Origin of the sequence: Winslowiella sp. 2C04 (genome assembly GCF_050037805.1) — a bacterium.
GTDB classification, from domain to species: Bacteria; Pseudomonadota; Gammaproteobacteria; order Enterobacterales; family Enterobacteriaceae; genus Erwinia; species Erwinia toletana_A.
Window position 1 is genome coordinate 790,380 of the sequence record NZ_CP188300.1, and the last position, 24,153, is coordinate 814,532.

21 protein-coding genes are annotated in these 24,153 nt (G+C 53.2%); 18 read left to right on the top strand and 3 right to left on the bottom strand.

The genetic code is table 11. The features are described 5' to 3' along the window. The first annotated feature begins 8 nt into the window (after positions 1 to 8). The 11 genes from dsbC to fbpC all read left to right on the top strand — a co-directional run bounded on the left by dsbC (position 9) and on the right by fbpC (position 13,788). Positions 9 to 713: a bifunctional protein-disulfide isomerase/oxidoreductase DsbC gene (gene dsbC, locus ACP3TC_RS03415; RefSeq protein WP_313853556.1), complete on the top strand. Its 705-nt coding sequence runs from the start codon at positions 9 to 11 to the stop codon at positions 711 to 713. A 6-nt stretch (positions 714 to 719) separates the two neighbouring features. Next, entirely contained in the window at positions 720 to 2,450 is a 1,731-nt protein-coding gene (gene recJ / locus ACP3TC_RS03420; protein WP_426817526.1) for a single-stranded-DNA-specific exonuclease RecJ, read from the top strand. Between the two features lie 177 nt (positions 2,451 to 2,627). Next, a protein-coding gene (prfB, locus tag ACP3TC_RS03425) for a peptide chain release factor 2 (RefSeq protein ID WP_313853552.1) occupies positions 2,628 to 3,726 on the top strand; the annotation gives its coding sequence in 2 pieces (ribosomal slippage) (positions 2,628 to 2,702 and positions 2,704 to 3,726; 1,098 coding nt in all). Positions 3,727 to 3,735: 9 nt separating this feature from the next. After that, positions 3,736 to 5,259, top strand: a complete 1,524-nt coding sequence (gene lysS, locus ACP3TC_RS03430; protein ID WP_426817527.1) for a lysine--tRNA ligase — start codon at positions 3,736 to 3,738, stop codon at positions 5,257 to 5,259. A gap of 132 nt (positions 5,260 to 5,391) precedes the next feature. Beyond that, positions 5,392 to 5,622, top strand: a complete 231-nt coding sequence (locus ACP3TC_RS03435) for a type II toxin-antitoxin system Phd/YefM family antitoxin (RefSeq protein ID WP_313853548.1) — start codon at positions 5,392 to 5,394, stop codon at positions 5,620 to 5,622. A gap of 300 nt (positions 5,623 to 5,922) precedes the next feature. Next, complete coding sequence (locus ACP3TC_RS03440; protein WP_313853547.1) at positions 5,923 to 6,552, top strand: response regulator transcription factor; 630 nt, start codon at positions 5,923 to 5,925, stop codon at positions 6,550 to 6,552. Beyond that, positions 6,552 to 8,090 (top strand): MASE1 domain-containing sensor histidine kinase, encoded by a 1,539-nt coding sequence (locus ACP3TC_RS03445; RefSeq protein ID WP_313853545.1) that lies wholly within the window; start codon positions 6,552 to 6,554, stop codon positions 8,088 to 8,090. The genes ACP3TC_RS03440 and ACP3TC_RS03445 overlap by 1 nt, the downstream gene beginning before the upstream one ends. 87 nt (positions 8,091 to 8,177) lie before the next feature. Further along, the gene (uhpC, locus tag ACP3TC_RS03450; RefSeq protein WP_313853544.1) at positions 8,178 to 9,485 is read left to right on the top strand and encodes an MFS transporter family glucose-6-phosphate receptor UhpC; all 1,308 of its coding nucleotides are present in this window, start codon (positions 8,178 to 8,180) and stop codon (positions 9,483 to 9,485) included. A gap of 41 nt (positions 9,486 to 9,526) precedes the next feature. Further along, complete coding sequence (locus ACP3TC_RS03455; protein ID WP_313853543.1) at positions 9,527 to 10,558, top strand: ABC transporter substrate-binding protein; 1,032 nt, start codon at positions 9,527 to 9,529, stop codon at positions 10,556 to 10,558. Between the two features lie 67 nt (positions 10,559 to 10,625). After that, positions 10,626 to 12,701 (top strand): ABC transporter permease, encoded by a 2,076-nt coding sequence (locus ACP3TC_RS03460; protein ID WP_313853542.1) that lies wholly within the window; start codon positions 10,626 to 10,628, stop codon positions 12,699 to 12,701. A gap of 10 nt (positions 12,702 to 12,711) precedes the next feature. Next, on the top strand, positions 12,712 to 13,788 hold the full coding sequence (gene fbpC / locus ACP3TC_RS03465; RefSeq protein ID WP_313853540.1) for a ferric ABC transporter ATP-binding protein: 1,077 nt from the start codon (positions 12,712 to 12,714) through the stop codon (positions 13,786 to 13,788). Between the two features lie 70 nt (positions 13,789 to 13,858). Here fbpC and ACP3TC_RS03470 read toward each other — a convergent pair whose 3' ends face one another. Beyond that, positions 13,859 to 14,485, bottom strand: coding sequence for a serine protease (locus ACP3TC_RS03470; RefSeq protein WP_313857796.1), 627 nt, complete (start codon positions 14,483 to 14,485; stop codon positions 13,859 to 13,861). Positions 14,486 to 14,965: 480 nt separating this feature from the next. Here ACP3TC_RS03470 and ACP3TC_RS03475 point away from each other — a divergent pair, with 480 nt between their 5' ends. After that, positions 14,966 to 16,129 (top strand): MFS transporter, encoded by a 1,164-nt coding sequence (locus tag ACP3TC_RS03475; RefSeq protein WP_313853539.1) that lies wholly within the window; start codon positions 14,966 to 14,968, stop codon positions 16,127 to 16,129. On the opposite strand, the gene ACP3TC_RS03480 is transcribed toward ACP3TC_RS03475, so the two are convergent. Next, a complete protein-coding gene (locus ACP3TC_RS03480) occupies positions 16,126 to 17,046 on the bottom strand; it encodes a LysR family transcriptional regulator (protein ID WP_426817528.1) in 921 nt (306 codons plus the stop codon). The two genes, ACP3TC_RS03475 and ACP3TC_RS03480, sit on opposite strands and share 4 nt — an antisense overlap. A 115-nt stretch (positions 17,047 to 17,161) precedes the next feature. On the opposite strand from ACP3TC_RS03480, the gene lysA reads away from it, so the two are divergent. Further along, a complete protein-coding gene (lysA, locus tag ACP3TC_RS03485; protein WP_313853536.1) occupies positions 17,162 to 18,415 on the top strand; it encodes a diaminopimelate decarboxylase in 1,254 nt (417 codons plus the stop codon). A gap of 59 nt (positions 18,416 to 18,474) precedes the next feature. Here lysA and ACP3TC_RS03490 read toward each other — a convergent pair whose 3' ends face one another. Further along, entirely contained in the window at positions 18,475 to 18,786 is a 312-nt protein-coding gene (locus ACP3TC_RS03490) for a PTS lactose/cellobiose transporter subunit IIA (RefSeq protein WP_313853535.1), read from the bottom strand. Positions 18,787 to 18,971: 185 nt separating this feature from the next. Between ACP3TC_RS03490 and ACP3TC_RS03495 the strand changes: the two genes are divergently transcribed. From ACP3TC_RS03495 to ACP3TC_RS03515, 5 genes are all read left to right on the top strand, one after another. Then, positions 18,972 to 20,309, top strand: coding sequence for a PTS sugar transporter subunit IIC (locus ACP3TC_RS03495; protein ID WP_313853534.1), 1,338 nt, complete (start codon positions 18,972 to 18,974; stop codon positions 20,307 to 20,309). Next, complete coding sequence (locus ACP3TC_RS03500) at positions 20,306 to 21,733, top strand: glycoside hydrolase family 1 protein (protein WP_426817529.1); 1,428 nt, start codon at positions 20,306 to 20,308, stop codon at positions 21,731 to 21,733. The genes ACP3TC_RS03495 and ACP3TC_RS03500 overlap by 4 nt, the downstream gene beginning before the upstream one ends. A gap of 11 nt (positions 21,734 to 21,744) precedes the next feature. Beyond that, entirely contained in the window at positions 21,745 to 22,062 is a 318-nt protein-coding gene (locus ACP3TC_RS03505; protein WP_313857794.1) for a PTS sugar transporter subunit IIB, read from the top strand. A gap of 118 nt (positions 22,063 to 22,180) precedes the next feature. After that, positions 22,181 to 22,954 carry an FCD domain-containing protein gene (locus tag ACP3TC_RS03510; protein ID WP_313853531.1) on the top strand — a complete coding sequence of 258 codons (774 nt, stop codon included), beginning with the start codon at positions 22,181 to 22,183 and terminating at the stop codon, positions 22,952 to 22,954. Between the two features lie 128 nt (positions 22,955 to 23,082). After that, positions 23,083 to 24,138 (top strand): RHS repeat-associated core domain-containing protein, encoded by a 1,056-nt coding sequence (locus ACP3TC_RS03515; RefSeq protein ID WP_426817530.1) that lies wholly within the window; start codon positions 23,083 to 23,085, stop codon positions 24,136 to 24,138. Positions 24,139 to 24,153 lie beyond the last annotated feature (15 nt).

Consider the following 24,153-nt stretch of genomic DNA (forward strand, 5'->3'; position numbering starts at 1 on the left):
GGATTAATATGAAAAAGCGTTTTATGCTGATGTCATTACTGATTGCATCAGTCACGGGTGTTGCCCACGCCGATGATGCGGCGATTCAGCAGTCATTAAAAAAACTGGGTTTAGAGCAAGTTGAGATTCAACCCTCTCCGCTGGCGGGCACCAAAACTGTCCTGACGGAAAGCGGCGTAATGTATGTCAGCGACGACGGCAAACATTTTATTCAGGGCCCGCTGTATGACGTCAGCGGCGCGCAGCCGGTCAATGTGACTAACCAGCTGCTGGAGAAAAAAGTGGATGCGTTGGCGAAAGAGATGATCGTGTACAAGGCGGCAAAAGAGCAGCACGTGATTACCGTCTTCACCGATATCACCTGTGGTTACTGCCGCAAGCTGCATGAGCAGATGGCAGATTATAACGCGCTGGGAATTACCGTGCGCTATCTGGCGTTCCCGCGTCAGGGGCTGAACAGCCCGACGGAAAAACAGATGAAGTCGATCTGGTGTACTGCCGATCGTAAGAAAGCCCTGGATGCAGCGATGAAGGGTGATGATATTTCACCTGCCAGCTGTGACATCAACCTTGATGAACACTACAAACTCGGCGTGCTGTACGGCATTCAGGGTACTCCGGCGATTCTGCTGGAAAACGGCATGATGGTGCCGGGTTATCAGGGGCCGCAAGAGATGAAGCAGTTGCTTGATAGCCAGAAGCGTGGTGGCTAAGTTTCAGTGAATAAACCTACTCAACTCCGTCGCCGTGAGGCGACGGGCGAGGCGCAGTTACCGGCGGAACTTCATCCACTGCTACAACGTCTCTATGCCCATCGTGGCGTGCAGCAAGCCAGTGAACTGGAACGCGGCGCTAAAAATCTGCTCCCTTATCAGTCACTCAGCGGTATTCAGCGCGCGGTTGAAATTCTGCATCAGGCGCTGGTGGACAATAAGCGCATCATGATCGTCGGCGATTTTGATGCCGATGGTGCCACCAGCACCGCGCTTACCGTGCTGGCGCTTCGCAGTATGGGCGGGCGTAATATTGAATATCTGGTGCCCAATCGCTTCGAGGATGGCTACGGTCTGAGTCCGGAAGTGGTGGCGCAGGCGGCGGCACGCGGCGCGGAACTGATTGTTACCGTCGATAATGGTATTTCCTCACTGACCGGCGTTAGCGACGCGCATCAGCGAGGGATTCCGGTGGTGATCACCGATCACCATTTGCCGGGTGAAGTGTTGCCGGATGCCGAAGCGATCGTTAACCCCAATCTTACTGACTGCACCTTCCCGTCACGCTCGCTGGCGGGTGTTGGGGTCGCGTTCTATCTGATGCTGGCGCTGCGTGCGCATCTGCGCGAACTTGGCTGGTTTGAGCGGGGGCCAGCAATGCCTAATCTCGCCGAACTGCTGGATTTAGTCGCGTTAGGAACCGTTGCCGACGTAGTGCCGCTTGATGCCAATAACCGCATTCTGGTGTGGCAAGGAATCAGCCGTATCCGCGCCGGTAAATGTCGCCCTGGAATACGTGCGCTGCTGGAAATCTCTAATCGTGATGCACGCCAGCTGGCCGCCAGCGACCTCGGTTTTGCCCTCGGCCCGCGTCTCAATGCGGCAGGACGTCTTGATGATATGTCGGTTGGCGTGGCGCTGCTGTTAAGTGAAGATCCGGCGCAGGCCCGTATGCTGGCACATGAGCTGGATGCACTGAATCAAGACCGCAAAGACATCGAACAGGCAATGCAGTCTGAAGCGCTGGTGCTGTGTGACAAGCTGGAACGCAGCAGCGATGCACTGCCGCTGGGTATTGCCATGTATCATCCGGAGTGGCATCAGGGCGTGGTGGGAATTCTCGCTTCACGACTGAAAGAGCGATTTCATCGCCCGGTGATTGCTTTTGCGCCAGCCGGTGATGGCACGCTGAAAGGCTCAGGCCGCTCGGTATCAGGATTGCATATGCGCGATGCGTTAGAGCGGATTGATACGCTGAATCCGGGTCTGGTTCTGAAATTTGGCGGCCACGCAATGGCGGCCGGTTTGTCGCTGGAAGAGGCGCGTTTTGAGGAGTTCAGTCAGCGCTTTGCCGAACTGGTGGGTGAGTGGCTGGATGCTGAGATGCTACAGGGCGTTATCTGGTCCGATGGCGAATTAGCCCCGCAGGAACTGACGCTAGCCACCGCTGAATTACTGCGCGAAGCGGGTCCGTGGGGGCAAGCTTTTCCGGAGCCGATTTTTGACGGCAAATTTAAGCTGTTACAGCAGCGTCTGGTGGGCGAACGTCATTTAAAAGTGATGATTGAGCCACTGGGCGGTGGTCCGTTACTGGATGGTATCGCGTTTAATATCGACACCGCGCTATGGCCCGATTCCAGTGTTAAACAGGTTGAGCTGGCCTATAAACTTGATGTGAACGAGTTTCGCGGCAATCGCAATGTGCAGCTGATTATCGAACATCTCTGGCCGTTATAACCCGGTTATTTGATACAGGCGGTGTTCTCGCCGTCTGTATCAAAGGTTTGCAGCCCGTATGCCTTTCAGATGCCAATGCCCGGGCTGAAACCGCGCATCTGTGCTACAAACTGCACGACAATTCAGTTAAACTGCCCCGTTACATTACAGACATTCCTAAATAAAGATTCTTAAACTATGTTTGAAATAAATCCGGTAAAAAACCGTATTCAGGATCTCACCGAGCGCAGTGGCGTTCTTCGGGGGTATCTTTGACTATGATGCGAAGAAAGAACGTCTTGAAGAAGTCAACGCAGAACTAGAGCAGCCTGATGTCTGGAACGAACCCGAACGTGCGCAAGCGCTGGGAAAAGAGCGTTCCTCGTTAGAAGCCATCGTTGCCACTCTGGACCAGATGTCTCAGGGGCTGGAAGATGTTGCTGGCCTGCTGGAACTGGCAGTTGAAGCAGACGATGAAGACACCTTTAATGAAGCCGTTAGCGAACTGGACGAGCTGGAGAAAAAGCTGGGCGAACTGGAATTCCGCCGCATGTTCTCTGGTGAGTATGACAGCGCTGATTGCTATATCGATATTCAGGCCGGTTCCGGCGGCACCGAAGCCCAGGACTGGGCCAGTATGCTGGTGCGTATGTACCTGCGCTGGGCAGAAGCCAAAGGCTTTAAAACTGAAGTGATCGAAGAGTCAGATGGTGATGTGGCCGGTCTTAAATCCGCCACATTACGCATCAGTGGCGATTACGCCTTTGGCTGGCTGCGTACTGAAACTGGCGTCCATCGCCTGGTGCGCAAAAGCCCGTTCGACTCCGGCGGTCGCCGTCATACCTCGTTCAGCTCTGCGTTTATCTACCCGGAAGTGGATGATGATATCGATATCGAAATCAATCCGGCCGATCTGCGCATCGATGTTTATCGCGCATCCGGCGCGGGCGGGCAGCACGTAAACCGTACGGAATCTGCGGTACGTATTACCCACTTGCCAACCAATACCGTGACTCAGTGTCAGAACGACCGTTCTCAGCATAAGAACAAAGATCAAGCGATGAAGCAGATGAAAGCGAAACTGTATGAGCTTGAGATGCAAAAGAAAAATGCTGATAAACAGGCGCTCGAAGATAACAAGTCCGATATCGGCTGGGGCAGCCAGATTCGTTCTTACGTTCTTGATGATTCACGCATCAAAGATCTGCGTACCGGGGTGGAAACACGTAATACCCAGGCGGTACTCGACGGCGATCTGGATCGATTTATTGAAGCAAGTTTGAAAGCAGGGTTATAAGGAACCGACATGTCTGAACAACAACCGCAGGGCGCTGCTGATGCCGCAGTTGAGCTTAACAACGAACTGAAAGCGCGTCGCGAAAAGCTGGGTGCGCTGCGTGAAAACGGCGTGGCGTTTCCGAACGATTTCCGCCGCGATCGTACTTCTGACCAACTGCACGCTGAATTCGACGGCAAAGAGAACGAAGAGCTGGAAGCGCTGAATATCGAAGTCAGTGTTGCTGGCCGAATGATGACGCGCCGCATTATGGGTAAAGCGTCATTTGTGACTTTGCAGGACGTCGGTGGCCGCATTCAGTTGTACGTGGCGCGTGACGATCTGCCAGAAGGTCACTACAACGAGCAGTTCAAAAAATGGGACTTAGGCGACATCCTTGGCGCACGCGGTAAGCTGTTCAAAACCAAAACCGGTGAGCTGTCGATTCACTGTACCGAGCTGCGTTTGCTGACCAAAGCACTGCGTCCGCTGCCGGATAAATTTCACGGCCTGGCCGATCAGGAAACCCGCTATCGTCAGCGTTATCTCGATCTGATTGCCAACGACGAATCACGTAACACTTTCAAAGTGCGTTCCCAGATCATGGCCGGTATTCGCCAGTTCATGGTGGGACGTGACTTTATGGAAGTGGAAACGCCAATGATGCAGGTGATTCCAGGCGGTGCTTCTGCGCGTCCGTTTATCACTCATCATAATGCGCTGGACATTGATATGTACCTGCGTATTGCGCCAGAACTGTACCTGAAGCGTCTGGTAGTGGGTGGATTTGATCGCGTGTTCGAGATTAACCGTAACTTCCGCAACGAAGGTATTTCTCCACGTCATAACCCAGAGTTCACCATGATGGAACTCTATATGGCGTATGCGGATTACAAAGATCTGATCGAACTCACCGAAAGTCTGTTCCGCACCCTGGCGCAGAACGTGCTGGGCAGCACTGTGGTGCCGTATGGCGATCAACAGTTTGATTTCGGCAAACCGTTTGAAAAACTGACGATGAAAGAAGCGATTCTGAAATATCGTCCGGAAACCAATCTGGCCGATCTTGATGATATGGAAAAAGCGTCGGCTATCGCAGCTTCTCTGGGTATTAAAATCGAGAAGAGCTGGGGCTTGGGCCGCGTGGTGACTGAGATCTTTGAAGAGACTGCTGAAAGCCATCTGATTCAGCCGACCTTTATCACTGAGTATCCGGCTGAAGTTTCACCGCTGGCGCGTCGTAATGACGACAATCCGGAAATCACCGACCGCTTTGAATTCTTTATTGGTGGTCGTGAAATCGGTAACGGCTTCTCCGAGCTGAATGATGCAGAAGATCAGGCTGAGCGTTTTGCCCAGCAGGCTAATGCAAAAGATGCCGGTGATGATGAAGCGATGTTCTACGACGAAGACTATGTCACGGCGCTGGAGCACGGTTTGCCACCGACAGCCGGACTGGGGATTGGTATCGACCGTATGGTGATGCTGTTTACCAACAGCCATACGATTCGTGACGTGATTCTGTTCCCGGCGCTGCGTCCAACCAATAAATAATTGGGTAGTACGCCGCAAGATTAACGGTCAGCTAATGCTGGCCGTTTTTTTTGCTGCTATTTTAGCCATTGTTTTTTAACCGGACTTAAGTAGATTAAAAATGTAGCAACATACCTACTTAAAGGAGGCATTATGACGATCACTTATACCAGCCGTCACTTTAATCAGGACGTCTCCAGTGCGAAAAAAGCGGCGGAATCAGGCCCGGTTTACATCACCATGCGCGGTAAGCCAGAGCATGTTCTGATGACTTATCATGACTTTATCCGGCTTTCAGGTAGCCGCAAGTCACTGGTTGAAGCATTATCAATGCCAGCGTCGCAAGATATCGAGTTTGAAACCACCCGTGCGATAAAGCCGTAGCCTTATACTGCGCGAATCTGCACGTGCCGGATCAACGTTCACAGGCTGATGCTATGATTGCTGCCACGGCAATGGTTCATGGCATGACGGTGATAACGCGCAATACTAAAGATTTTATCGGAATGCATGCGCCGTTGTTGAATCCGTGGCGCTAACTAGCGTCGCGACAAGCTGGATCTGTTTCTGTCTCCGCGCTTTCATCACAATTTGTTAACCTCTCTGCAATTTCCTGTTGTTAGTTTGCCAGTCAGACATTTCCGACGCATGATGCAAAGAAATATGACAGTGGTGTGACTAATTATGATTAACGTGGCGTTGGTCGATGACCATGTAGTGGTGCGTTCCGGCTTTGCTCAACTGCTGTCGCTGGAAAATGATATTCAGGTGGTGGGGCAATTTTCTGGCGCGCCGCAGGCGTGGCCGCATTTACTGCGTGATGCTATTGACGTGGTGGTGCTGGATATTGCGATGCCAGAAGAGAGCGGTCTCAGCCTGTTACAGCGGTTGCGTCATCATCGCCCTGGTTTTCGCGCAATTATTCTCAGTATTTATGACTCCAGTGCCTTTGTTCAAAGCGCGGTAGACGCGGGTGCCAGTGGTTATCTGACCAAACGCTGTGGTCCGGAAGAGCTGGTGCAGGCAGTGCGTACCGTCAGTGTAGGGGGATTGTATCTCTGTGCTGATGCGCTGCGTGCTTTGCGTCAAACCACGCAAATACCGCAGGAACTGGCAGAGTTGACGCCGCGTGAAAAAGAGGTGTTCGAGCTGCTGGTCAACGGGCTAAGTGTAAAAGCGATAGCCGGTCAGCTCGACCTGAGCCATAAAACCGTGCACGTGCATCGTGCTAACGTGTTGGGAAAATTGCAGTGTGCGACCACCGTTGAGCTGGTCCACTTTGCCTTGCAGCATCAGTTGCTGAGCGGTCACTGATGCCGCGCTCCCGCCAGTTAGTCCTCTCACTATTCCTGTCGCTATTTTTTGCCCTCAGCTGGCTGGCGCTGTGGATTATCAGTTTTTACTTAAGCCAGAACGAGCAGCAGGCGGTGATGCTGTTACCGCAGGGGCTGCACCTGGCATTGATGATTCTGTTACCGCGCCGCTACTGGCTACCCATGCTGCTGGTTGAAGCGGTGATGCTGATCGCCTTGTTATTTGAGCAGCTACTGACGCAGCCGCTGATATTGCTGTCGCCGCTACTCAGTCTGTTGCCCGCCTGGCTCAGTCAGCGCGTCTGGCATTACTATACTCTCTACTGGCAGCGGCTGACGGTGCTGTTGGCAGCGGTGACCGCTAATGCACTGTTGCAAGGGGGAGTTATTGGCCCGTGGCTGGAGGAGGGCGTAACGCAAACGCTGCTGGCCTCGTTTACCGGCGGCATCCTGCTCACGCCGTTTAGCTATCTGATTTATGAATATCTGCGACAACAACACCTCAGCGATATGCTGGCTCAGCGCATGCCAGATCCGCCACTGCGAACCTCGTTGCTGATTTGGTGCTCGGTATTTTTTGCGATAGGCGTCAGTATTCAGGTGGCTGTCGCGCCGGAGATGGAAGGCCTGCTGCTGATTTTGGTGTTTCTGCCCAACGTATTTATGGCCTATAAGTTTGGCTGGCAGGGTGGGGTATTATCGGCGATCCTCGGTAGCGTATTAATTACACTGACGCGGCAAGCGAGCGGTGCCTTTCACGATCTGCGCGAGCTGGAGCTGTTTCTCTCTACCCAGGCGCTGCTCGGTACTGGCCTGGGAATTGCCGTCAGCCGTCAGCAGCAGCTGGCGCAGCACTTACAGCGTTATCGTCAGCAGCTGGAAAAAGAGCTGCAGGCACGTCGCCAGTTGATGGCACAGCTGGTCGATACCGAAGAGGCGGTGCGCAAAGCGATAGCGCGCGAACTGCACGATGAAATTGGCCAGAATATCACTGCCATCCAGATTCAGGCGATGCTGGTCAGGCGCACCGCTGATACCACGGCGGCGAAGCAGGCCGCCGGACAGATTGGCGATTTGTCGCAGCGTATTCACCACACCACGCGCCAGCTGCTGCGGCAGTTACGACCGCCGGTGCTGGATGAAATGGCATTGGATAAAGCGCTGCACCAGCTGGCGGGGGAATTCTCGTTTGCTGAGCAGGGCGTCGATTTCCGGCTCGACTATCAGTTGTGCGATGCGCCGCAGGATGAAACCCTGACCTTTACCCTCTATCGCGTGGTGCAGGAGCTGCTGAACAATATCAGCAAGCATGCGCAGGCGCGGCGGGTTAGCGTCAGCCTGACGCAAGATAATCAGCTGATTACTCTGGTGGTCAGTGACGATGGTATTGGCGTCACGGCGAATACCGGCAGTGGTTTTGGTCTGCGCGGTATTGAGGAGCGAGTGCGCGCGCTGGGCGGCGACTGGCAGATATCGCAGCAGCAGGGAACGCGCATAATTGTTAACTTGCCCACAAAACTGAGTCAAATAACGACTTAACCAGGAATAAGTCTTAGTGCCCTCCTACTTTGTCTCATCCCCACCCTCAGCCTGTTCCCTATACTCGCCTCAACCCCGGAGGAGCGCATGTCGACAACGGCCCTGACTGAACAGCAGATTAGCGCAGTTTATCGCTACTGGCGTCCGCGACTGCTGCTTTCGATGGTGGTGGGCTACGCGGCTTTTTATCTGACGCGTAAAAGCGTCAGTTACGCGATGCCGGTGATGCAGCTGGAACTGGGGCTGGATAAAGCCGATATCGGCCTGCTGGGCACGCTGTTTTATCTGGTTTACGGCGCGTCAAAATTTTTCTCCGGCATCATCAGTGATAAAACTTCGGCACGCTGGTTTATGGGCACCGGACTGTTTATCACCGGGATGCTGAATGTGGTGTTTACCCTGTGCCACTCGTGGAGCGCACTGCTGATTGTCTGGACGCTGAACGGCTTTTTTCAGGGATGGGGTTGGCCGCCGTGTGCCAAATTGCTCACCAGCTGGTATTCACGCAATGAGCGTGGTTTCTGGTGGGGATGCTGGAATACCTCGATCACCATGGGCGGCGCGCTGGTGCCATTACTGTCAGGGTTTCTCGCCTCCGCGTATGGCTGGCAGGCGGCGCTGCTGGTGCCGGGTGTCACCGGAATGTTGTTAGGTATCTGGCTGTGCTGGCAGTTGTGTGACAAACCGGTGACGCAGGGATTGCCTACCGTCGGCAACTGGCGACGCGATCCGCTGGAGTTATGGCAGGAGCAGCACAGCCCACCCATGAGCATGCGGACGATTTTGCGCCAGGCGATTCTGGCAAACCGCACTATCTGGCTGCTGGCGGCATCCTACGTGCTGGTTTATCTGATTCGGATAGCACTGAATGACTGGGGCAATATCTGGCTGGCGGAAAGCCACGGCGTCTCGCTGCTGGGGGCGAACGCCACGCTATCACTGTTCGAACTTGGCGGGCTGATAGGGGCGCTGTTCGCCGGATGGGGATCGGATCTGCTGTTTCGCGGTCAGCGTGCGCCAATGATTTTGCTGTTTGCCTTTGGGCTGTTTCTCAGCATGACCGCCTTGTGGCTGGCTCCGGTACACCACTACGGTTTGTTGTCGATGTGCTTTTTTAGTCTGGGATTTTTTATCTTTGGCCCGCAAATGCTGATTGGTCTGGCGGCGGCCGAATATTGTCACAAAGACGCTGCGGGAACCGTCACCGGTTTTCTTGGGTTATTTGCCTATCTGGGGGCGGCCTTGGCGGGATGGCCGCTGGCGCAGGTGTTGGAGCATTACGGTTGGTCAGGTTTCTTTGCACTGCTGACGCTGGCGGCCAGCTGTATTGGCTTACTGCTGATGCCGTTGCTGATCGCCGGGCTAAACCGCATGAGATTTAAACAGGTGTCGTAATCTTACCCACTGGCTGTACCCAAAAAAGATAAGGATAAAAAATGAAACTTGCCCCTCTCGCTACCCTGATTGCCGCCGGGCTGACACTGGCCGCGTTCGCCGGCAGTGCGCAAGCCAAAGGTCGTCTGGTGATCTATTGCAGCGCGACCAACACCATGTGTGAAACCGAAGCCAAAGCCTTCGGCGAAAAGTATGACGTGAAAACCAGCTTTATTCGCAACGGATCCGGCAGCACGCTGGCGAAAATCGATGCGGAAAAAAATAATCCGCAGGCGGATGTCTGGTATGGCGGCACGCTCGATCCGCAGTCGCAGGCTGGTGAAATGGGCTTGCTGGCAGCATATAAATCACCAAATCTTGAGCAGATCATGCCGAAGTTCCGCGATCCGGCCAAGGTGAAAGGCAATTACTCATCAGCAATTTACATCGGCATTCTCGGCATGGGGGTAAATACCAATCGCCTGAAAGAGAAAAATTTGCCGGTGCCAAAATGCTGGAAGGATCTGACCAACCCCATCTATAAAGGCGAGATCCAGATTGCCGATCCGCAAAGTTCCGGCACTGCTTACACCGCACTGGCGACCTTCACACAGCTGTGGGGGGAGGATCAAGCATTTGATTACCTTAAGAAGATTAACGGTAACGTCTCTCAGTATACCAAATCCGGTATTGCACCGGCGCGTAATGCCGCACGCGGTGAAACCGCGATTGGCATTGGCTTCCTGCACGACTATTCACTGGAAAAAGAGAAGGGCGCACCGCTGGAGCTGATCTCACCGTGTGAAGGCTCCGGCTATGAAATTGGCGGCGTCAGCATCCTGAAAAATGCCCGCAATATGGAGAATGCCAAACTGTTCGTAGACTGGTCACTGTCAAAAGAGGCGCAGGAGCTGTCGTGGAAGCAGGGGCAGTCCTATCAGATCCTGACCAACACCACGGCCGAAACCTCACCGAACTCGCTGAAACTCGACGATCTGAAATTGATCGATTACGACATGGATAAATACGGCGCTTCCGATACCCGTAAACACTTGATCACCAAGTGGGTCAATGAAGTCAAGATGGGTAAATAACCCACGTTCACCAGCACGTCGCTGATGGCGTGCTGCTGCTCTCTTTTACCCATTACCGGGGAATATCATGAGTGATGCTATAGCTTTGCGCCCGGCGCAGAGACGGGATGCTATTTTCTATTGGCTGGGTATTCTGGTGCTGGCGTTTGCGCTGCTGCCGGTGTTCAGCCTCGACTACGGACTGCTGGAGTCAACCGGCGATGAGATTGTTGCGGCTTACGGTTGGCATGGCTTCAATATTGGTCTGGCATGGGTGCTGTTGCCGCTGTTACTGCTGGTGCGCCCGGCGCACAGCGTCAGTCGTGAGCAGCGTGGCCGCCATCTGTTTGATGCGGGTTATGCATTGTTCTGCGCGCTGTTTATGGTGGTCAGCGCCACGTTGATCGGGCGCGGAATGGGCTATGGATCGATTCTGATGCTGATCAGCCTCGGCGCTATTATGACGCTGGCGCTGTCGCGGCTGGAGTGGCTGGGCGGCGACCGTTTTGTGCTTGGCTCGCTGATCGCCATTGTGGCGCTGATTGGGCTGTTTATTCTCTATCCCAGTCTGGCCATTTTCAAACCGATGTTCAGTGATGACAACGGAGCGTTCGCGCCGTTGCAGTTTATGAATATTCTCGGTCAGGCGCATATCATTCAGGTTATCTGGAACTCATTTTTGCTTAGCGCCGCAGTGGGGATTGGCTGCACCTTCTTCGGGCTGGTGCTGGCGATTTACACCACGCGCATCGCTAAACGTTCAGCGCTGATTGGCCGTATCTTTTCGATTCTGCCGATTGTGACTCCGCCGTTCGTCGTCGGCTTAGGGGTGACGCTGATGATGGGGCGTTCCGGTTATATCACCGAATTTATGGTGCAGTATCTTGGGCTGACCAACAGTAACTGGCTGTACGGTTTTACCGGCATCTGGCTGGCGCAGGTGCTGGCGTTTACGCCGATGTCATTTATGATCCTCGACGGTGCGATTAAAACTATTCATCCGTCGCTGGAAGAAGCCTCTTATACCCTGCGTGCCAACCGCTATCAGACCTTTAAGCGGGTATTCTTACCGCTGCTTAAACCGGCGCTGGCTAACTCGTTTTTAATTGTAATTGTACAATCGCTGGCTGACTTCAGTAACCCGCTGGTACTGGGCGGTAACTTTGATGTACTGGCAACGCAAATCTACTTCTATATTACCGGCGCTCAGCTGGATTATGCCGCCGCCAGTACGCTGGGAGTGATCCTGCTGCTGTTCTCCCTGCTGGTCTTCTGCATCCAGTATATGTGGATTGGTAAACGCTCTTACGTCACCATTTCCGGAAAATCTTCGCGTGGCGATGTACAGCCATTACCTGGCTCGTTAGTGACGGCGGTGACGCTGCTGCTGTGGGTATGGATCGGTTTTAACGTATTGCTGTACGGCAGCATCTTCTACGGCAGCTTCACGGTTAACTGGGGCGTTGATTACACCCTGACGCTGGATAACTTCAGCAAGCTGTTCGGACAGGGATTCAGTGACGGTGCCTGGCCTTCACTGCTCGACACGCTACTGTATGCCGGTATTGCTGCGCCGATTACCGCCATCTTTGGTTTACTGATTGCTTACATTGTGGTGCGCCAGCACTTCACCGGTAAAAAAGTGATCGAGTTTACGACCATGCTGTGCTTCGCGGTGCCGGGCACCGTGGCGGGCGTCTCCTATATTCTGGCGTTTAACAGCGCACCGGTTTATCTCACCGGAACCGCGGCGATTGTGATTATTTCAATGGTGATGCGTAACGTGCCGGTAGGAATTCGCGCCGGTATTGCCGGGCTGGGACAACTGGATAAATCTCTGGATGAAGCCTCACTCAGCCTGCGCGCCGGCTCGTTAAGAACCGTGCTGTTTATCGTACTGCCGCTGCTGCGACCGGCAATCCTTTCGGCACTGATCTACAGCTTTGTGCGCGCCATTACCACCGTCAGCGCCATTGTTTTCCTTGTGACGCCAGATACCCGCGTGGCGACGTCCTACATCCTCAACCGGGTTGAGGATGGCGAATACGGCATGGCGATTGCCTATGGTTCGATTTTGATCGTGGTGATGCTGGCCATCATTTTTATCTTTGATGCGCTGGTCGGTGAAGCGCGCGTGGCCCGTTCGCGGGCGAAAAACAGTTAACAGGGTGCTTATGAACGCTAACGTTGCACAACCAAATGATAATAAAAAACACTTCGTCGAACTGAGAAATATTGGTAAGCGCTTTGGGAATAACGTGGTGATTGACGATCTCAGCCTCGCCATTCCACAGGGGCAGATGGTCACACTGCTGGGGCCGTCGGGCTGTGGCAAAACTACGGTATTAAGGCTGGTGGCCGGGCTGGAAAAACCGACCGAAGGGCAGATCCTGATTGATGGTGAGGATGTGACCCACCGCTCGATTCAGCAGCGTGATATCTGTATGGTTTTTCAGTCTTATGCGCTGTTTCCACATATGTCGCTGGGAGAAAACATCGGCTACGGCTTGCGTATGCTGGGTCGACCAAAAGCCGAAATCCGCGATCGGGTGAATGAAGCGCTGAAACTGGTGGATTTGGAAGGATTTGAAGATCGATTTGTCGATCAAATTTCCGGTGGACAGCAGCAGCGAGTAGCACTGGCGCGTGCGTTGATCCTGAAGCCCAAGGTGCTGTTGTTTGATGAGCCGCTGAGTAATCTTGATGCCAACCTGCGCCGCAGCATGCGTGAAAAAATCCGCGAGCTGCAGCAGCAATTCAATATCACCTCACTGTATGTCACCCACGATCAAAGTGAGGCATTCGCGGTATCGGATACCGTGCTGGTAATGAACAAAGGCAAGATTATGCAGTTGGGCGAGCCGCAAACGCTGTATCGCTATCCGGCTTCGCGCTTTATGGCCGGCTTTATGGGAGACGCCAATATCTTCGATGCGCGTATTAATCACAATCGCGTCGAAATCTTTGGCTATGCGATTGCACGACCTGAAGGTTTTGCCAGCGGATTGCAGCAGTGTGCGGTTGGTGTGCGTCCGGAGGCGATCACCCTCAGTCAGCAGGGGGAGGACAGCCAGCGCTGTACCATTAAAAAAGTCGCCTATATGGGGCCGCAATATGAAGTGCTGGTTGACTGGCACGGACAGCAATTATTGTTGCAGGTTAATGCGATTGAGTTACAACCGTCACCGGGCGATTGCTACTACTTGCAGATTCACCCGTTTGGCATGTTTGAACTGCGCGACACGGCCTGATGCAGTTTTGTAGTCTGTAAATTGACTATCGGCGGCATTGTTGCTGCCGATAGTGAATACGCCGGTTCGGTTAAGAGCGGGTGGTCTGTTCCAGCCAGTCTTTGAAGCTGGCATAAGGGACGTAGAGCGCGACGTTTTTATACAGATTCTTGCCGGTTTTACTCTCATTAATTTCATTGGTATAGCCGACAATTACGCCCGCAATACTGTCATCCGAGGCATTATAGACTGCGCCACCTGACATCCCTTTGACTACGCCTGCATCGGCAGCCACCACCACACAGTTCAAATTGTTCCAGCTATTTTTCAGTCCGGTATTGACCAAGTTGGTGCCGCTGGACGCGACCGGCATCGCCGAAATAAAGCTATAGCCATACAGGTTTACCGTGTCCCCCATCTTGCCATTACGGAAGGTGGGTGGCAGATTTGTTTCATTATTTTTGCGATATACAATCGCCAAATCGCAATCAGGATGATACGCCTTGACTTTATAGGTTGAAAATTTAGCCACATGTGCGGCGGTCAGACTATATTTATCGGTCAACGGGATAGTCGTACCCAGGGTGCCAATTCCCATCACCGTAGGTATACCCGTTACCGTCATGTCGACCCTTTTCAGAGCCTCTCCACTATACTCATATTTGCCTACCGAGCATCCAGCAAGTAACAAACACATTAAGGATATAAGCAGTCGCATCATGTCTCCCCGACGTTGATTATCAAGCAACGTAACTATCACCAGGCCACTCCATTAACCAGGTATCGGCCGCAAAGCATTATTCTTTAAGGCGAAATGCTGAAAAATCCTAACAACCTCACTCAAGATAGCAATGCTTGATTGTATAAAACCGTAAAAACGGGATCAATCTTAACGCGGAATGTTAAGAATGACTAAAGTTTACCGGCAGAATTAGAATAAAAATTCGATTAACAATAAAACGCGTTAACAGCTGATTGTTTACATTTGCACCTGTTTTATTAGGTGCGACAAGCATGATTATTGCTAACCGGTCAACACACATTTGCTGTAAATGTGATGTATGGCTATTATCGGCTATGTTCTAATAGTCGATTGTGATGTAGATCAAATCAAGCCCTCATAGCTGACATCACTAAAAATGACCTTTATACGTAAAACATCCTGCCTGAAGTTATAAGTTTTTTTGGAGAGAATGATATGCCTGTTTCATTACTGGCGTTGGCGCTGAGTGCATTTGCGATCGGCACCACTGAGTTCGTCATTATGGGGCTGCTGCCTGAGGTGGCTAAAGATCTACACGTTTCGATTCCATCAGCCGGATGGTTAATCAGTGGCTATGCGTTGGGTGTTGCCATTGGCGCACCCATTATGGCGCTGCTGACCGCCAGACTGCCGCGTAAGCGCACGCTGATATTACTGATGTCGATCTTTATCGTTGGCAACATTCTGTGTGCGCTGGCGTACAGCTATAACTTGCTGATGCTGGCGCGCGTGGTGACTGCATTATGTCACGGTGCCTTCTTCGGGATTGGCGCGGTAGTTGCTGCCAGTCTGGTACCGGCAGGCAAGCAGGCCTCGGCGGTCGCGCTGATGTTTACCGGCCTGACGCTGGCCAACGTGCTGGGCGTGCCATTAGGCACCTGGTTTGGCCAGTTATTTGGCTGGCGTGCCACGTTTTGGGCGGTATCGGTTATCGGCGTACTGGCATTTATCGCCTTAATCGTCAGCCTGCCGGTAAATAAAGAAGAGAAGCCGGTCCATCTGGCGAGTGAAATCAGCGCGCTGGCCAATGGCAAGCTATGGTTGTCACTGCTGATGACGATGTTCTTTGCTGCGGCTATGTTCGCGCTGTTCAGCTATATCGCGCCGTTGCTGCTGGAAGTGACCGGCATCAGCGATCGCGGCGTCAGCTGGACGCTGTTCCTGATTGGGGGGGGCCTGACCATCGGTAATATTCTCGGCGGTAAGCTGGCAGACTGGCGCGTCTCCTTCAGTCTGATGCTCAGCTTCTCGTTAATTGCGGTATTGTCGCTGCTGTTCAGCTGGACCAGCCATGCGCTGTGGCTGGCGGAAATCACGCTTTTCTTATGGGCAATGGCGACGTTTGCTACCGTTCCGGGCCTGCAAATTAACGTGGTCCGTCACGGTAAAGATGCGCCAAACCTGGTCTCGACCCTGAACATTTCGGCGTTTAACGTCGGTAATGCGCTGGGTGCGTGGGTCGGCGGCGCGGTGATCAGCGGTGGCTTCGGTCTGACGGCGGTGCCGGTTGCTGCCGCCGTGCTGGCGGCGATTGGGCTGGTAGTTTGCCTGATCACCTTCCGCAATGCATCTGGCCGCCCGGAAGCGGTCAGCGCTTAAGCCAGTAACGCGTCGAGGCGCTGGCTGAACAGGCCAATATGCTGTTGCAGATGCTGACTGAAGGCATCCACCAGCGCCGAGGCCGGGCGATGACGCGGCCGGATCAAACTGACGGTAAAAGGCACATCGACACTGAACCGGCGAATCACCACTCCACTGTCGGCGTAATCCAGCGCCGTCAGTGGATTCACCACTGAAATTCCCACTCCGGCTTTAACCATCGAGCAAACCGATGCCGCACTGTGCGTCTCCATTACCATACGGCGCTGCACGCCATGTTCCGCAAACAGCTTATCCAGCAGCTGCCGATAACTGTCGCTGCGCGACAGGCTGATGTAATTTTCCCCTGCGAAATCCTGTGGCTCCAGCTGCGTGCGCGCCGCCAGGCGGTGGCCTGTTGGCAACACGCAGACCTCATTGCGCGTCAGCAATTCGATGCGATCGGTGCCCGCTGGCGTCAGAGTTGTTTCGGTCAGCCCCAAATCGTGGCGCTGGGCAGAGAGCCACTCTTCCAGCAGCGGTGACTCCTGCGGAATGATATTCAGGCTGAGATCGGGATAGCGTTGCAGAAACGGCTGGCAAAGTAGCGGCAGCAGCGACTGAGAAAATACCGGCAGACAGGCGATGGAAAGCTCGCCCTGGCGAAACTGACGCAGGCCTTCTGCCGCATCAATAATGCGATCCAGCCCGTACCATGAGCGCTGTACCTCTTCGAACAGCCGTAAGCCCTGCACGGTCGGTTGCAGTCGGCCCCGCACCCGCTCAAATAGCTGTAAACCAATCAGTTTCTCGAAGCGTGCCAGTTCGCGGCTGACGGTGGGTTGGGAGGTATGCAGCATTGCTGCCGCTTCGGTGAGATTACCGCTGGTCATCACCGCATGGAAAATCTCAATATGCCGCAGGTTGATATTGGCCATTTTCGCCATCCGTCAGTGAAAACCATATCATATTTGCATAGACATGGATTAAACAGATATTTTTCAGCAAGAACAGCCTGTGGCGTAATAGCGTCACTACTTCAGGAGAATTGCTATGCCACGCCCGCTGAATAACACCGAAACTGCCCTGACCGGCGAAAACCTGCTGCAACTGGCCCGTCGCTACGACTGCCCGGTATGGGCTTACGACGCCAGCATCATTGCCGAGCGCATCCAGCAATTGCAGCAGTTTGATGTGATTCGTTTCGCGCAAAAAGCCTGTTCGAATATTCATATTTTACGCCTGATGCATCAGGCTGGCGTTAAGGTCGATTCCGTTTCGCTGGGTGAGATTGAGCGCGCGCTGGTGGCGGGTTTTCAGCCGGGCGGCGATGAGATTGTGTTTACCGCTGACGTATTTGATGCACCGACGCTGGCACGGGTTGCGGAACTACAGATCCCGGTCAATGCTGGTTCAGTGGATATGCTGCATCAGCTTGGTGAGGTTTCGCCAGGGCACCGCGTTTGGCTGCGGGTGAACCCAGGTTTCGGCCATGGACACAGTCAGAAAACCAATACCGGCGGTGAAAACAGCAAGCACGGAATCTGGCATACCGATTTAGCGCTGGCGCTGAAGGCTATTCAGCAGCATGGTCTGAAACTGGTTGGCATTCATATGCATATCGGCTCTGGCGTTGATTACGGCCATCTTGAGCAGGTGTGTGATGCGATGGTCGACCAGGTGGTGAGCTTTGGTGAAGATCTTGAAGCGATTTCTGCCGGTGGCGGCCTGTCGATTCCTTATCACTTTGGTGAAGAGGCGATTGATACCGAACACTATTTTGGCCTGTGGAATGGCGCGCGTCAGCGAATTGCCGCGCATCTCGGTCATGCTGTAAAGCTGGAAATTGAACCGGGTCGCTATCTGGTGGCGGAATCTGGCGTGCTGGTTTCCCAGGTCAGAGCGGTGAAAGCGATGGGCAGCCGCCACTTTGTGCTGGTGGATGCCGGGTTTAACGATTTGATGCGTCCGGCGATGTACGGCAGCTATCACCATATTTCAGCACTGGCCGGAGACGAACGTCAGATCGATCCCCAGCAGACGATTGAGAGTGTGATTGCCGGGCCGCTTTGTGAGTCCGGTGATGTGTTTACCCAGCAGGAGGGCGGTAAAGTGGAAACCCGCGCGCTGCCAGCGGTGCAGGTGGGGGATTATCTGGTATTTCATGATACCGGCGCTTATGGCGCGTCGATGTCATCAAATTACAATACGCGCCCGTTATTGCCGGAAGTGCTGTTTGAAAACGGACAACCGCGTGAAATTCGTCGCCGCCAGACGATTGCCGAATTGCTGGCGTTAGAAAGTTAATTATCAGATAAATAACAGTCATATGCACAGGCTGCGTTCTTGCCGCCTGTGCCAAACGATTATCCGCCAAACATCTCCTTTCTGAGCAACACAATCTCCTCGGCCAGATCGCGGCACAGCATGGCATTCATCAGATGATCCTGCGCATGTACCAGGATCAGCGTCACCGGCACCTTACCGACACCCTCGTCAGCACCAATTAACCGGGTCTGAATATGGTGTGCCGCTTTTGCCGCTTCCACAGAGGCCGCCAGCGCGTCATCCGCACTCTGCCATTGGCGTTTACGGGCAAACTGGATAGCGCTCATCGCGTGGGATCGCGCTTCGCCTGCATTGATCAACAACTCCATCATGGTTTGTTCGAAATCCATACTCACCTCGGTTATTGGTATACCAAAATTTGAAAGTTAATCTTACTGGAATGCCAAAATAGCGTTCCGAGAGCTTAATCACAGAAAAATAAATCGATATGGTTAATTTTGGTATGCCAGGTGAATGGAATTTCGCCAGTAACTCAATAACCGGACGCTGACACTTTTACTTTGAGGTATCACTCATGTCTCTACAGGATCGTCTGATCGACTCTCTGGGGAGTTTCGCTACTAAATTTAATAGTTATCGCTACATCATGGCGATCAAGGCGTCGTTTATCACCCTGATGCCGGTGATTATTGTCGGTGCCTTTTCCGTATTGATCTCTAATATGGTGTTGGATCCGAAAAATGGTCTGGCAAGCTTCAGTTCCCTTGCCTTTCTTGCCGAGCTGAAACCGATCACCAGCAGTATTAACTATGCCACTTTAAGCTTTCTGAATATTGGCGCGGTATTTCTGATTGGTATTGAACTGGGCAAAATCAACGGGATCAGGACGCTGTTTCCCGGGCTGTTAGCGATTATCTGCTTTATTGCCGTGACGCCCACCACCTTGCAAATGATGGTTGGCGGCCAGATGCAACTGGTAACCGACGTGCTGGCGAAGCAGTTCTCCGATACTAAAAGCCTGTTTCTCGGAATGTTTATCGCCATCCTGTCGGTAGAAATCTATTGCCGGCTGGAGAACATCAACCGCCTGAAAATAAAAATGCCGGATACCGTGCCGCCGAATGTCGCCGCCTCGTTTTCCGCGCTGATCCCGGCAATTATCACCGTCTCCGCTATCGCCACCTTTGGCTTTATTTTCCACCGCGTTACCGGCATGTATCTCTATGATGCAGTGTACAAAGTGGTGCAGGAGCCGTTGGAATCGGTGGTGCAGAGCCTGTGGGGCATTCTGCTGCTGATGTTTGTCGCGCAGCTGTTTTGGGTGATTGGTATTCACGGCAATCAGATGATTAAGCCGATCCGCGAGCCGCTGCTGTTAGGGGCGATTCTGGTCAATATGAATGCTTTTGAGCAGGGTATCGAAGCGCCGAATATCATCACTATGCCGTTCTGGGATGTGTATATGAGCATTGGCGGCTCCGGCTTGACGCTTGGCCTGCTGACGGCGGTCATGCTGGCAACCAAACGTAAGGAGATGCGTGAAATTGCCAAACTCTCCTTTGGACCCGGGCTGTTTAACATTAATGAGCCGGTGATCTTCGGTATGCCGATTATGCTAAACCCGATCCTGGCGATCCCTTTCATTATTACGCCATTAATTACCGGTTCGATTGGCTACTTCGCGACCCTTACCGGCTTCGCCGGTAAGGCGGTAGTGATGGTGCCGTGGACTACGCCGCCGATTATCAATGCCTGGCTGTCCACCGCCGGTTCAATGGGCGCGGTAGTGACGCAAATCGTCTGCATCCTGGTCTCAGTGGTTATCTACTTCCCGTTTGTCAAAATCGCTGCCCGCCGCGCACAGGCAGCGGAAGAGAAATTGCTGCAACCCGAAAAACAGGAGCTGGCATGAGCAAAGTGAGTGTCTCCATCCCGCAAGATTTTATTCTCGGCGCTGCCGCCTCAGCCTGGCAAACCGAAGGCTGGAGCGGCAAAAAACCGGGGCAGGATTCTTATCTTGATGCCTGGTATCAGCACGATCGCCACGTCTGGCATAACGGCTATGGCCCGGCGGGGGCCACCGATTTTATTAACCGCTATCAGGAAGATGTGGCATTAATGAAAGCTGCCGGGCTGACGCACTACCGCACCTCCATCAACTGGTCACGGTTTCTCACCGACTATGAAAATGGAGTGGTGGATGAAGAGTACGCCCGCTACTACGACAACCTGATCGATGAGATGCAGCGCCAGGGCATTGAACTGATGCTATGCCTTGAACACTATGAGCTTCCGGCTATTTTACTGGAGCAATATGGCGGCTGGGCGTCGAAAAAAGTGGTGGAACTGTATCTGCTGTATGCCGAACAGGTGTTTGCCCGCTACGCGCATAAAGTCACGCGCTGGTTCACTTTTAATGAGCCGATTGTGGTGCAGACCCGCGTCTATCTGGACGCGCTGCGCTGGCCTTACGAGCAAAATACACATAAATGGATGCAGTGGAATCACCATAAAAATCTGGCAACCGCCAAAGTGGTGAAGCTGTTTCGTGAAAAAGGCTATCCGGGCACTGTAGGGACTATCCTAAATCCGGAAGTGACTTATCCACGCTCCAGTGCCGCGCATGATGTTAAAGCGGCGCATCTCTACGACCTGTTTTATAACCGGGTATTTCTTGATCCGGCGATGAAAGGCGAATATCCACCAGAGCTGATCGCGCTGCTGCAACAGCATGGCGTGCAGTGGGATTACGACGCTGCTGAGCTGCAACTGATCGCTGACTATCGCGTCGATGAAGTCGGCATCAATCTCTATTATCCGCATCGCGTTAAGGCGCCTTCTCGCGCCTGGCATGCGGAAACGCCTTTTCATCCGGCTTACTACTACGAGCATTTTGAGCTGCCAGGCCGCCGGATGAATAAGTCCCGCGGCTGGGAAATTATGCCGCAGATTATTTTTGATATGGCAATGCGGATTAAGAATGAATATGGCAACGTCCCGTGGTTTGTGGCGGAGAGTGGCATGGGCATTGAAAACGAAGCGCAGTTTAAAAATGCCGACGGCGAGATACAGGATGATTATCGCATTGAGTTTATCGCCGAACATCTGTATCAGACGCTGAAAGCGCGCGAGGCGGGCGCCAATTGTCAGGGCTATATGCTGTGGGCATTTACCGATAACGTATCGCCGATGAACGCCTTCAAGAACCGTTATGGATTAATCGAGATCGATCTGGAAAACCAGCGCCAGCGCCGAATGAAAAAATCGGCTCACTGGTATCGCGGCCTGCGTGACTGCCATCAGCTGACGCTAACGCTTGATGATGAATGGAAATAAGGAGTCTGATGATGAAACGTATCGTACTGGCCTGCGCGGCAGGCATGTCGACCTCAATGGTGGTGACTCGCATGGAGAAAGAGGCGGCAGCGCGCGGCCTTGAGTATCAAATCTATGCGATTCCCGAGCAGAATCTGCGTGACGAGCTGCAAAATTACGGCGCTGAGGTGATAGCCGTGCTGTTAGGGCCGCAGGTACGCTTTAAACTTGAAGAAAATCGTAAACTTACCGACAGTTATCAAATCCCGATTGCGGTAATCGATTCGGTGGCTTACGGCACACTTAACGGTGCAAAAGTACTCGATCAGGCGCTGGCTTTGGTAGACTAAAGGCGAATATCGTCGTAAACGGGTCAGATATTCTGTTCTGACCCGCATAACGTTACAGCTCGAAGCGGAAGCGAGTCGGCGATATTATCAACATCGTCAATGGGTTAAGGGTGATTAAGTGGATAAGGTCGCACCTCCGCAAGAGAAGAAGCAGTATCAGGAAATTGGTCAGCATCTGCGTCAGCAAATTATTGATGGCCACTATCCGGTGGGGTCGCGTCTGCCGCCAGAGCGCAATATCGCCGAGACCTGGGGCGTCAGTCGCACTATTGTGCGTGAAGCATTGCTGATGCTGGAGCTGGAAGGCACGGTGGATATTCGGCAAAGTTCCGGGGTTTACGTCATGCGGATTCCTTCGGAAAGCAGTGATGAAGAAGAGGCCTTTTTCCGCAGTGACGTCGGGCCATTTGAGATGCTGCAGGCGCGTCAGCTGCTGGAAAGTAATATCGCTGCGTTTGCCGCAAAAATGGCGACCAAGGCGGATATCGAAAATTTAAAACGCACGCTGGAGCAAGAGCAGAAAGCGATTGCGATGAACGATTACAGCCACGACAACGACAAAATGTTCCATCTGCTGCTGGCTGGTGCCACGCAGAATCAGATGCTGCTGGATACGGTGAACAGCGTCTGGCGACATCATGAAAGCAGTCCACTGTGGCAGCAACTGCGCAGCCACATCGAAACCCGCAGCTATCGTCTGAAATGGCTTGGCGATCATCAGACTATCCTCGCTGCGCTGCGCCGTCGCGATGTCATGGGGTCGTGGCAGGCAATGTGGCAACACCTGGAAAACGTCAAAAATACATTGCTGGAGTTGTCTGATGCAGACGCACCAGACTTTGACGGCTATTTATTTGAATCGGTTCCGATCTTTCAGGGAAAACTGGTGTAAAGCTGCGCAGCGTCCCCGACATCATGATGTGTACAACACATCATGATGATCTTTTAGATGTTATCCGCACTGGTTACCGGCTGACCGAAGCAGTATTACAGAGTTATTTGATCAACAGGAGCCTGTTAATGAATAACTCCGTACTGACATTTAATGGCCAGCGTCTTGATTTCGTCAGCCACGCTTTTCATCCCGGTAATGGCTATCGGGGTTACAGCCCGACGCTGATGCGCTGTGATTGCCCGGATAGCAGTAGCCCGTTTGCGGCTGGCGGTGTTAATCCTTATGGCTGGTGTGCAGGCGATCCGATTAACCGCAGCGATCCGTCCGGCCATATGAGCTGGCTGAACTGGCTCGGTTGGGGAGTGGGCATGGGCGTTGGTATTCTTGGCGCGTTATTTACCGGCGGTAGTTCACTGGCAATTAGCGCAGCGCTGGCGACCACGGTCATCAGTTCGACGCTGGGGTTGGCCGGTCAACTGGAACAATCAACGCATCCGCAGCTGGCAAAGGCATTAGGCTGGGCGTCGCTGGCGCTGGGAATTATCGGTGCTGGCGGCATGCTGGCCGCCGGACGTAGCGCGGCACTGGCTGAGGACACTATCGATATGGATCTGGCTAGTGAGTTTCGTTATCGGGCAACCCTGGGGCGTAGCTCGCCGCGTGGGGCAACGGATGGCGCCCACTCGCTGATGTCGGTGATTTTTGAGGATACTTATCAGGATGCTAACCACCAGGCGCAACAACGGCTGAATATATGGGCTTTTACTAATGGAAACCGCATTGCTCTCGGCGGGCGCCCGGTCACTCCCCGGCAACTGGTTAACTTGTTAAACGAGCAAGATATTGCGCTGGATGAATATCATGAACTCAGATTTATTAGTTGTAACTCAACGCGCTTTGCCCGGGAGTTTACCCAGCAAACTCTGTGGCCAACCAGCGGTTTTCGTGGCGTGGTGACGGTGCAGGGCGAGGCGGTCCGTGCCTTCCGGGAATATTCAAGCCGGGGATTGTTTATATCCGCTTTTAATCAGCTGGGCGATATCTTTCCAGAAAGGACCATGGCCGCAGGGGTGAATATTTTCGACAACGATAGGGCATTTTTCCGTATCGTGGCCGGTAATCCGGTTTCATTTCGCGTACGACCGGGAGACCAAATAATCATCGACAGGTTCGAGGGTTAATCACCGGAGCGGGCC